We start from the raw sequence: 10,053 nt of genomic DNA, 5'->3' as shown, positions 1-10,053 counted from the left end.
TTGCAGCGTGGCCGTTTACGGCCATGTTGACCGAAGGCTACAGCCTTGAGGCTCTTCCAACCATTGGCGCAGTCTGAGCATCTCTTTTGCAGAATATGAAAAGATCGATGGATCGCCTCTCGCGGGTGCGCAGGCGATCCGCGAACGGAGCCTTGCCGGCCGACTGCGCAGCAATCGACAACCCGGTGTCCCGCAACCGGAGCAGTGACAGGTTGAACCTGCTACCCTTGCGGCCCGACCAACAGCATCCCGCCCGCCAGCCGGGACCGAGGTGATCCACGACGATGTTCGACAAAACCTACCGGCAGCGCCTCGAAGCTGATCTTGCGCAATGGGAAGCTGACGGCGTGATCGCGCCGGCGGCCGCCGTCTCGATCCGCAATGCGCTGCCGCCGCTGTCGCCCGGCATCAACATCGCCGTGGTCGTCGGCATCGTCGGCGGCCTGCTGATCGCAGCCGCATTCCTCGCCTTCGTCGCGGCGCACTGGACGGAGATCGCACGGCTGCTGCGGTTCGCGATCCTGATTGCCGGCATGGTCGTCGCCGGCGGGCTCGGGGCGTGGTTCGCCAGCACGGGTCGCACGGTTCTCGCCGATCTCTGCGCGAGCATCGGGGCGATCATCTTCGGCGCGGGCATCGCGCTGGTCGGCCAGATGTATCATCTCGGCGACGACTTCGCCGGCGGCATGCTGCTGTGGTCGATCGGCGCATTCGCAGCGGCGCTGCTGACGGAATCGCGCGGCGCGCTTGCGGTCGCCCTCGTGGCCGCCTGCATCTGGACCTGCATGCGGATTTATGATGCGCCGGACGCGCTGCATCTTCCATTCGTGGCGGTCTGGCTCCTCGCCGCCGCTCTGGCCTTTGCCCGGAATTCCCGCGTCGCGGCCCACCTCGTCGCGCTTGCGGTGCTTCCCTGGTGGATCGCGACCTCGTTTCGCTTCGAATTCGATGGAGCCCAGCCGTCATTCGTGCTTGCGAACGGCGCGGCCCTGCTGTTCGGCGCCGGGCTCGCGATCGCGGCCGCACCGTCGCCGAGGGCGCTGCGGCTTGGGACCGTCCTGTCGATCTACGGGGCGTTTTCGCTGGCCGCCGTCGCTTTCCTGGAGGTGACGACGGTCGACGACATCATCCGCTTCCGGACCGGTTCTGCGCCAGCTCAACCGCTTTGGGCAATTCTGTGCGGGGGTGCCGGCGTGATCCTTGCCCTTGCGTCCGCCGCAATTACCAGGCGCGCAGGTGAGGTTCTGGTGGGATGTTCAATCGGGCTCGTCCTGCTCGCGGCGCCGCTCTGGCCGGCATCCACGGCCGGTGAGCCCTGGTTCGCTTATGCCGCGCTGCTCTGCGCCATGCTGTGCCTCGTCGTGTCAGGCATGCTCGACGAGGTGCGTCCGCGGATCGTTGCCGGCTGGCTCGGGATCGCCGGCGTCATCGCCGGCATCACCTGGGCGGTGAAGGGCTCGCTGCTGCGCCGCTCGGCCTTCCTTGCGGCGGCCGGAATCGTCGCCGTCGCATTTGCAACCGCACTCAATCGCGCGCTGCCGAGGGTGGAGCGATGATGGAGATGGTCGCATCCGTTACAAAACTCTGGCAGCGCATCCCGAAAGCCGTGCTGTTCGGTGTTGCCATCCTGTTTCAATGCGCGCTGCTGGTCCTGATGGTCGCCGATCGCATGCAGATCCTGCGCGACGGCCGCGAGGTGACCTTGCAGACGCAGCCGGTCGATCCTCGCGATCTCCTGCGCGGCGACTATGTCGTGCTGCGCTACGACATCTCGCAGCTGCCGGCAGGCGCGCTCGCCGGCAAGCCGTCCGCCGAGCGCAATTCCGTCGTGTTCGTCAAGCTGGCGCCCAATGCCAACGGGCTTTACGAGGCCGTCTCGGTTCACGCCGAGCCTGTTCCTGTCACGGCTCCGGAAATCCTGATCCGCGGCCGCGTCAGCTATTCCTGCGGTTCGCCAAGCCCCATCTTCTGCGACAAGCTGACCATCAAATACGGCCTCGAAAGCTATTTCGTGCCCGAAGGCGAGGGCAGGAAGCTCGAGCAGGCCCGCAACCAGCAGAAGCTGCGTGTCGTCGCCGCCGTGCTGCCCTCGGGCCGCGCCGCCATCAAGCGCCTGCTGCTCGACGGCGAGCCGGTGTACGAGGAGCCGTTGTACTAGCGGTCGATCTGTTTCGCCTTCAGTGCCCGCCGCAGCACGTCCCACATCCGGGGATCGCTCATCTGCGCCACGTTGAATCGCATGAAGTCCGGCGCCGTCTGCGACACGCTGAACACGTTGCCCGGTGCGAGCACGACATTCTCTTCGAGCGCCGCGCGCGCAACGGACGTAGCATCCTGTCCGCCCGCGAGGCGGCACCAGAGAAAGAAGCCGCCGCGCGGCGTCAGCCAAGGTTCGATGCCCAGCGTCTGGAGCTTGCGTGCCACCTCGCGCCGGGCGCGCGTGAGCCGCTGCCGGAGCTCGTCCATGTGCTTGCGATAGCTGCCGCCGGCCAAGACCCCGGCGATGATGTCGGTCGCAACCGGGCTCGGACCGCCAAAACTGGTTGCGACCTGGAGATCGACGAGATGCTCGATCCAGTCGGCTCGCCCTGCGATGTAGCCGCAGCGCACCGAGGCCGACAGCGTCTTGGAGAAGCTGCCGATACGGATCACGCGATTGAGGCCGTCGAGTGCGGCCAGGCGCGGCGAGCGCTCCGGCTCGAAGTCGCCAAAAATGTCGTCCTCGATGATGGTGAGGTCATGCGCCGCGGCCGCGGTCAACAGCCGGTGCGCGGTCTGGAGCGATAGCGTCGCGCCGGTCGGATTGTGCAGCGCTGAATTGGTGATGTAGAGCCGTGGCCGCTCGCGGCCAAGGATCTGCTCGAAGCGCGCGATATCCGGACCCGACGGCGTGTAGGGCACGCCCACGATCCTGGCCTGATGCGCGCGCAGCAATGCGCGAAAGTTGAAGTAGCAGGGATCGTCGACCAGCACCGTGTCGCCGGGGCGAAGYAGGAAACGGCAGACGAGGTCGGTCGCTTGCGTGCCCGAGCCCGTCAGCATCAGCTGGTCGACCGATGCCTCGATCGCGTCTTCCGCAAGGCGCGTCAGCAGCAGCCGGCGCAGTGCGAGAGAGCCGGAGGTCGAACCGTAATTGGTCAATACGCTCGCATCGGTGCGGGCGAGCGCGCGGGCGGCGCGGCGCAAGGCCTCTTCCGGCATCCACGTCGGCGGCAGCCAGCCACAGCCGGGTTTGAGCACGCTTTCGTCGGCATCGAGCGATTGCCGCGAAACCCAGAACGGATCGACGGCACGGTCGCGGCGTGGCTCGGCCTCGGTCAGCGCAAGCGGCGGCGTGACGGTCGGCGAGACGTAGAAACCCGAGCCACGGCGGGGGCGGATCAGGCCTTCGGCGGCGAGGCGATCATAAGCCTCGACGACGGTGGAGGGTGAAACACCCATCGTCGCGGCAAGGCTGCGGATCGACGGCAGGCGGTCGCCGGCCCCGAGCGCGCGGCCCGCGACCTTGGCGCGGATCGCGCTCATCACGTCAACGGTCCGGGTGCCGCCCCGGCCCTTCGTCAGCGTTCCGCTGTCCAAGGTGTACTGCCTTCCATATCCATACAGTTTGGCTGGATTGTACTGGATTGTGACTGTTCTCGCTACCCGGGGAAGGCCGAGTATCGCCGCTCAAGAAGCGAGGCGGACATGCAGTCTGTGGGCAGCGGCTGGGGCAACGGGCTTCTCGGCGTCATCATCTTCAGCGGCTCGCTGCCGGCGACGCGCGTGGCGGTCGGCGGCTTCTCCGCGCTGTTCCTGACGTCGGCGCGCGCGGTCATCGCCGCGCTGATCGGTGCGGCCGTGCTCGGCCTGCTGCGTCAGGCGCGGCCGCAACGAAACGATCTCGCCTCGCTCGCCATCGTCTCGATCGGCGTAGTGGTCGGCTTCCCCCTGCTGACGGCACTTGCGCTCCAGCACATCACCTCCGCGCATTCGATCGTCTTCATCGGCCTCTTGCCGCTGTCGACCGCGATCTTCGCCGTGCTGCGCGGCGGCGAGCGGCCGCAACCCCTGTTCTGGCTGTTCGCGGTCCTCGGCAGCGCCACGGTGGCCGGCTTTGCTCTCTCCAATGGCGGCTCGGTGTCAATCGCCGGCGATCTGCTGATGGTCGCTGCGATCGTCTTGTGCGGGCTCGGCTATGCCGAAGGCGCCGCTTTGTCGCGCCGCCTCGGCGGCTGGCAGGTGATCTCCTGGGCGTTGCTGCTTGCGGTGCCGCTGATGGTGCCGGTCGCGATCCTGACCTGGCCGTCGACATGGAGCGGCATCACTGCGCCGGCCTGGATCGGGCTCGCTTATGTCTCGATCTTCAGCATGTTCGTCGGCTTCATCTTCTGGTACCGCGGCCTTGCGATCGGCGGCATCGCGCGCGTCGGCCAATTGCAGCAGCTCCAGCCGTTCTTCGGTCTCGCGCTCGCCGGCTTGCTGCTGCATGAGCCGGTCGCATGGAGCATGATCGCCGCGACCGCGCTCGTGGTCGCCTGCGTCTTCTTCGCGCGCCGGTTTGCCTGACGACACCCCATCAGGTCGGCTTGCCGCCGGGCGGCGCCTTTTCGATCCCGGGCAGTCGCGCGATCTGCTCGGCGAGGAAGTCGACCAGCAGCCGCACCCGCGCGATGCCGGACCGCTCCGGCACGATCAGCATGTTCAGTGGAACGGGAGGCGGCGAATAGTCCGGAAGCACGCGTTCGAGCCTGCCGGCCGCAAGAAGGTCCCCGACCAGCCAGAGATGGGCCGGCGCGATGCCGCGACCGGCAGCGAGCGCCTCTCGTGCGGCAAGCCCGTGGTCGACACGCAATCGCCCGGACAAAGGCACCGCATGGCGGCCGCCGCGGCGTCCGTGCAGCACCAGCATGTCGCTGCCGGCGATGTTGGACATCCCCACGGTCTCGTGTTTGGCGAGATCTTGCGGGCGCGCGGGCCTGCCGCGCATGGCCAGATAGTCGGGCGAGGCCACAAGCACCCGGCGCGACCGGCCAAGAGGCTTGAGCTTCATCGAACTGTCGGTGAGCGGGCCCAGTCGGATCGCGACGTCGACACCTTCGCGCACGAGGTCGATCCGTTCGTCCGTCAGGCTGAGATCGACGGACACGTCCGGATAGCGGTCCTGGAAGGCGAAGACAAAACGGCTGACGTGGAGAACGCCGAAGGCCGCCGTGCAGGAGGCGCGTACCGTCCCGGCAGGCGCGCCGCGCGTGCTGCGTGCCTCTTCGCCGGCGTGCTCGACAAGGCGCAGGATCTGTACGCAATCGGCGTAGTAACGGCGCCCCTCGTCGGTCATGGTCACCCTGCGCGTCGTTCGCGTGAGCAGCGGCACGCCGACCGCTTGCTCGAGCTCCCGAATGTGCCGCGTGACGGTGGACTGGCCGAGACCGAGCTCGCGTGCCACCGCGGACAGGTTTCCCCGCTCGGCGACCCGCACGAAGCTGCGCATGCGATCGAGCGAAACCTCCGGTCTATCCATTTTTCGGCATAATCCTATCCATTGCCGATATCTAGCGGATCACGGCCGGCGGGGCTAGTTGCTGTGCGAAATCATCAATCATTGGTGCTGATCATGAAAGTGTTGATCGTCTTCGCCCATCCCGAACCGGGCTCGCTCAATGGCGGGCTGCGCGATGTTGCCGTCRGGTCCCTTGAGGCGCAGGGCCATGAGGTGCGGGTGTCGGATCTTTATGCCCAGCGCTGGAAATCGGATGTCGATCGCGCGGATTTCCCCTCGCTGCCGGCGGACACGCGACTTGCGCCAGCCGCCGCATCCAAGCAGGCGTTCGAGGCCGGCACACTGACCGTCGACGTCAAAGGCGAGATCGAGAAGCTGCTGTGGGCGGATGTGCTGATCCTGCAATTTCCACTGTGGTGGTTCAGCATGCCGGCAATCCTCAAGGGCTGGGTCGACCGCGTGTTCGCCTACGGCTTCGCGTACGGTGTCGGCGAGCACAGCGACAAGCGGTGGGGCGACCGTTACGGAGAGGGGACGTTGGCAGGCAAACGCGCGATGGTGATCGTGACGGCGGGCGGCTGGCAGGAGCATTATTCGGCACGAGGGATCAACGGGCCGATCGACGACCTGCTGTTCCCGATCAATCACGGCATTCTCTATTATCCGGGATATGAGGTTCTTCCGCCGTTCGTGGTCTACAAATCCGACAAGCTCGACGGGGCCGCTTACCAGGCGGTTGCCGAAAGTCTGCGCGAGAGGATGAGAACGCTTGCGACGACCCCGCCCATTCCCTATCGGCGCCAGAATGGCGGCGACTACCTGATTCCGGGCATGCAGCTCCGCGCGGGGCTCGAGTATTCCGCGGCAAGCGGCTTCGCGCTCCATGTCGAGCGGGCCGAGTCGCACGGCTCGCGTGCCGAGCCGGATGCCGTGCGGCCGCCGACGGATGTTCGCGCGGCAACAGCCTAGGTCTGCGGATTGCCTCGCATGACGGCGAACGCGTGCGGGATCACGACACCCGCACGCGGTGCGCCGGAAAAGCTTCGAAGCAATCGATCATGCACGGGCGCGAACTCGATCGCCGCGAACGCGCTCACTCCATCACCGTCCGCGTCAGCGTGCTCCTCGCGAATTTCTTCAGCGGCATCGGCTTGCCGAACAGAAAACCCTGCACGAAGTCGAAGCCGAGCTCGTTCGCGGCGACGAGGTCGGCGCGGCTCTCGACGCCTTCGGCGATCGCACACGCGCCATAGCCCTGCGCAAGCTCGACGATGTGCCGGCACACCGTGCGCTTGAGGCGGTCATTGCCGCTGCCGGTGACGAAGTGCCGGTCGGCCTTCAGTTTGATGAAGGGGAGCTTGCCCAGGTCCATCAGCGACGGCCAGTTGGCGCCGAGATTGTCGATCGACAGGCCGATATTGTGCAGGCCCACTTCGCGCGCCACCTCGCCGAGGACATCGAGGTCGCGGATCGCCTCCTCGCTGTCGATCTCGATCGTCAGTCCGCCGAAGGCCGGATGCGTCGGCATGCGACGGCAGAGATCGCGCACGGCCTGCGGCTCCTTCAGATACGAGGCCGGCAGGTTGATCGAGAGATCGACCGGGCTCTGGTGCTCCAGCAGATAGTGCCAGTCCTGCACGGCGCGCTCGATCACGAATTCCGAGAGGTCGCGCAGATGCGGATCGTGCGCCTCGGGAATGAAATAGGCCGGCGGCACCACGCCCCAGGTCGGGTGGCGCATCCGCACCAGCGCCTCGGCGCCGTTGCGGATCAGCGTCCTCGCGTCGATCTTGGGCTGGTACCACAGCTCGAGCCAGCCGGCATGCAGGGCCTCGCCGACATGCACGGCCGGGCTCGGCGCCGGCTCCTCCGGCAGCAGCATCGCGACGCGCTCGCGCAGCGTCTCGGCGGCAAAGGGCGTGGTCAGCGGCGGCAGCATGGCAAGGCCATATTCCTCGCCGACCTGCTGCACGGCCCTGACGATGATCGACTCACGGGCGCCGACGGCGAGAACCTTGCCGTCGAAGGCCTCGCGCACCAGCGTCTCCAGAAATGTCCCGGGCTCGATGCCGTCGGCGGCGATTCCGAGCAGGATCAGGTCCGGTAATTCGCTCGTCAGCACGGTTTTCAGCTCCTCCGCGCTGGCGCATTCGGTCGTGACGAAGCCGAGATCCTCCAGCACCTCGGCGAGGAAAGCACGCAGATGGCGCTTGCCGTCGGCGACGCAAGCGCGCGGCGTTACCTTTCGCCGCCCGAAGGTTTTGGGCCTTCGTCCGGCGAGTTCTACAATTTGATCGTTCATCTCAAGCCACTCCCGTTCGGCGACGGTGTTAGCGATGGGAGCAGTTTCAAATATGGAAGGCTTCAGTCGATTGTCGGATTATCTGGGTAACGTTAAAGCCCTCATCATTCCTAAAATTGTTCGGATCTCGTTCGGGAAGTCTTTACGTCTGACCGCGTGTGACGGACGCATGACACGGTCATCGCGAGAGATTTTTTGAAAGCTGCGGCCGGTGCGAGAGCAAGGCCGGTGTCCTGCAATTGGACGACGCCGTTCGCGCTTCGCCCAATTGAATAACGATGGCCTTCAATTGTTTGTGGCCTTGTCGTGCTGAGCCATGCCGACCGCCTTGTAGTCATAGGTCGGATAGAACTCGGTGCGGTACGCGCCCCACGCGGTATCCTCGATGACGCGATTGACTTCGCGCAGTCGCGAGGCCGGCAGCCGCAGCGTGATCACCTGGCCGATGCCCATCATCACGTACCAGCTCACGACCTCGATTCCGGGCGGCGGAAACGCCTTGTGGAATCCCTGCTTGTCGAGCTGCGCATTCAGCTCGTTGAGCGGGCGGGACTGGTCGTGCTTGAAGAAGACGGTGAGCAGCACCGCGTTGTCGGCGGTCGGCGCGGCATTGCCTTGCGGCGGCGAGGTCTGCGCCATCGTCGTCGATGTGAGCGCCAGCGCGCCCGCAAGCATGGCCGCCATCGTCAATGTCCGTCGGTTCGATCTCATCGCGGAGTCCTTCCCAATGCTCATGCGGTGCATCGGAGAATAGGAGCGACAGCTACGGCCGAAGAACTCATTTTCGCGCGATGCGCGAATGTTCCGCCTCCGCTCGCGACGGTTCTGCGACGATGCGCGCGGCCGCGGCGGCGAAAGTGTGAAGCAGATCACATGCGGCTTGCTGCACCTGCGCTATTGCTCGAGGCAGCCGGTGGTGGGCTGTCGAGGATCGCAGCAATGACGACGCGGCGGATATTGTATTGGTGGTTCAGGTTCGTGCTGTCAGGGCGATTTCTCGATCGCTTCCTGTGCCTGCCGCGCGCGCATTGATTGCGCTGCCGAATGTCAGGTCTGTCCGATCAATTTGCGAAACGCTGCCGCGCCGTCCTGCACGGCGTCGCGTCCCTTCCAGGCCAGATAGGACAGCTTGCCGCCGAGCGTGTCGTGGCTGCGTAGCCGGCGCGAGCCGAGAATGTGTCCGACATTGGCCGGGAAGCGGCTCACCTCGGCGGCCACCAGCGCCGCGATCGCGTCCATCAATTGCTGGAGGCGGACGCCCCATTCGCAATGTTCGATGCCGTCGATGCGGACCTTGAGCGCATATTCGGTGTCGTAGATTTCGGCGAGCAGGTCGCGAGCGATCAGCACCCGGTTGTGCCGGAGCGCGATCCTGAGGGCGAGGCGCTTGTCGTCGAGCCGGTCGAGCACCATGGCAACGACGCAGGCATAGGGCGTGGCGGCGACGTCGGCCGCGCTCTTGCTCGCGGCGGCCCTGGTGGCGAGGTGCACCAATTGCCAGGAGGTCTTCAGCCGCCGCGCCACCAGCGCCAGCGCGAAGGGCAGCGCCTCGGGATGAGCCTTCTTGAAGGCATCGAGCCGCGCGGTGATCTGGGCGACCTGGCCGTCGTCGAATTTCGCGATCTTCTCGGGCAGCTTTTCGTTGAACTTCGGCAGCGCGGCGCCGGCGCGCAGCACCTGCTGCATCTTCTTGACGTCGTCGAAGGCGCTGCGCGAAGCCGTGTATTGCGCGAGCTTGCCGCGGGCGAACTCGGTGCTCTCCGTCGAGGCGAGGGTGTTCTCGAGGACCTTGACGACCTTGGTCTGGAAGATCGACGCGATCTTCAGCACTTCCTTCGGGTTGTTGGCGGTGACCTGGTCGTTGATCGCCTTGATGTAGTCGCGCGCCATGGTCGGCAGCAGGTCGCGGCAGATCCACTCCCAGATCGGGGTGAGGGTGTTGCGCGAAATTCGCCCCATGTTGGCATGCTCGGGTGCGCCGTCGATCAGCAGCAGCTCGAGCGGCGCGAAGAAATAACGCGAGGGGCTGGTGGCGCGCGCCTGGGTTGATCCGTCCTTGCGAAACTCGGCGCGCAGGCGGGCCTGGACCTCGGCCGAGCCCGGCATGTCGATGCCGCACAGCTCGAGCCGTTCGAGCTCGCTGAGCAGACAGCTGCGCGATAGCGGCGTTAGCCTCTGCAAGAATTCCGACAGCCGGTCGATCTCGTTCATGGCACGCAATCTTCCGCAACGATTCCAGCAAGCCCGCGGGCTCAATGCATGGAGGCATTTG

The 10,053-nt window shown here is 65.9% G+C and carries 9 protein-coding genes; 4 read left to right on the top strand and 5 right to left on the bottom strand.

Annotated features, from left to right (window positions below; genetic code table 11):
- Positions 1-284 precede the first annotated feature (284 nt).
- A complete protein-coding gene (locus tag AC1D00_RS12305; RefSeq protein ID WP_477010856.1) occupies positions 285-1,556 on the top strand; it encodes a DUF2157 domain-containing protein in 1,272 nt (423 codons plus the stop codon).
- Positions 1,553-2,158 (top strand): GDYXXLXY domain-containing protein, encoded by a 606-nt coding sequence (locus AC1D00_RS12300; RefSeq protein WP_135178838.1) that lies wholly within the window; start codon positions 1,553-1,555, stop codon positions 2,156-2,158. The genes AC1D00_RS12305 and AC1D00_RS12300 overlap by 4 nt, the downstream gene beginning before the upstream one ends.
- Here AC1D00_RS12300 and AC1D00_RS12295 read toward each other — a convergent pair.
- Positions 2,155-3,525 carry an aminotransferase-like domain-containing protein gene (locus AC1D00_RS12295; RefSeq protein ID WP_477010857.1) on the bottom strand — a complete coding sequence of 457 codons (1,371 nt, stop codon included), beginning with the start codon at positions 3,523-3,525 and terminating at the stop codon, positions 2,155-2,157. The two genes, AC1D00_RS12300 and AC1D00_RS12295, sit on opposite strands and share 4 nt — an antisense overlap.
- Positions 3,526-3,687: 162 nt before the next feature.
- On the opposite strand from AC1D00_RS12295, the gene AC1D00_RS12290 reads away from it, so the two are divergent.
- Positions 3,688-4,548 (top strand): DMT family transporter, encoded by an 861-nt coding sequence (locus AC1D00_RS12290; protein ID WP_404551911.1) that lies wholly within the window; start codon positions 3,688-3,690, stop codon positions 4,546-4,548.
- Positions 4,549-4,558: 10 nt separating this feature from the next.
- On the opposite strand, the gene AC1D00_RS12285 is transcribed toward AC1D00_RS12290, so the two are convergent.
- Positions 4,559-5,500 (bottom strand): LysR family transcriptional regulator, encoded by a 942-nt coding sequence (locus AC1D00_RS12285; protein ID WP_404551913.1) that lies wholly within the window; start codon positions 5,498-5,500, stop codon positions 4,559-4,561.
- Between the two features lie 93 nt (positions 5,501-5,593).
- Here AC1D00_RS12285 and AC1D00_RS12280 point away from each other — a divergent pair, with 93 nt between their 5' ends.
- Positions 5,594-6,448, top strand: a complete 855-nt coding sequence (locus AC1D00_RS12280; RefSeq protein ID WP_477010855.1) for an NAD(P)H-dependent oxidoreductase — start codon at positions 5,594-5,596, stop codon at positions 6,446-6,448.
- A gap of 124 nt (positions 6,449-6,572) precedes the next feature.
- Here AC1D00_RS12280 and AC1D00_RS12275 read toward each other — a convergent pair whose 3' ends face one another.
- The 3 genes from AC1D00_RS12275 to AC1D00_RS12265 form a co-directional block, all read right to left on the bottom strand.
- On the bottom strand, positions 6,573-7,781 hold the full coding sequence (locus tag AC1D00_RS12275) for an EAL domain-containing response regulator (protein WP_027547581.1): 1,209 nt from the start codon (positions 7,779-7,781) through the stop codon (positions 6,573-6,575).
- Between the two features lie 285 nt (positions 7,782-8,066).
- Positions 8,067-8,492, bottom strand: a complete 426-nt coding sequence (locus tag AC1D00_RS12270) for a hypothetical protein (RefSeq protein ID WP_209312135.1) — start codon at positions 8,490-8,492, stop codon at positions 8,067-8,069.
- A 336-nt stretch (positions 8,493-8,828) separates the two neighbouring features.
- A complete protein-coding gene (locus AC1D00_RS12265) occupies positions 8,829-9,992 on the bottom strand; it encodes a hypothetical protein (protein ID WP_477010854.1) in 1,164 nt (387 codons plus the stop codon).
- Positions 9,993-10,053: the final 61 nt, after the last annotated feature.

Source organism: Bradyrhizobium sp. P2_E8 (assembly GCF_056403875.1).
Note: the sequence above shows the minus strand (reverse complement) of the source record. Positions and strands in the feature narration are given on the sequence as shown.

What these genes read in the sequence shown, in the direction of transcription:
- AC1D00_RS12305 (WP_477010856.1), top strand. Translation starts at nt 285, where the DNA reads ATGTTCGACAAAACCTACCGGCAGCGCCTCGAAGCTGATCTTGCGCAA.
- AC1D00_RS12285 (WP_404551913.1), bottom strand. Translation starts at nt 5,500, where the DNA reads ATGGATAGACCGGAGGTTTCGCTCGATCGCATGCGCAGCTTCGTGCGG.
- AC1D00_RS12265 (WP_477010854.1), bottom strand. Translation starts at nt 9,992, where the DNA reads ATGAACGAGATCGACCGGCTGTCGGAATTCTTGCAGAGGCTAACGCCG.
- AC1D00_RS12300 (WP_135178838.1), top strand. Translation starts at nt 1,553, where the DNA reads ATGATGGAGATGGTCGCATCCGTTACAAAACTCTGGCAGCGCATCCCG.
- AC1D00_RS12275 (WP_027547581.1), bottom strand. Translation starts at nt 7,781, where the DNA reads ATGAACGATCAAATTGTAGAACTCGCCGGACGAAGGCCCAAAACCTTC.
- AC1D00_RS12290 (WP_404551911.1), top strand. Translation starts at nt 3,688, where the DNA reads ATGCAGTCTGTGGGCAGCGGCTGGGGCAACGGGCTTCTCGGCGTCATC.
- AC1D00_RS12270 (WP_209312135.1), bottom strand. Translation starts at nt 8,492, where the DNA reads ATGAGATCGAACCGACGGACATTGACGATGGCGGCCATGCTTGCGGGC.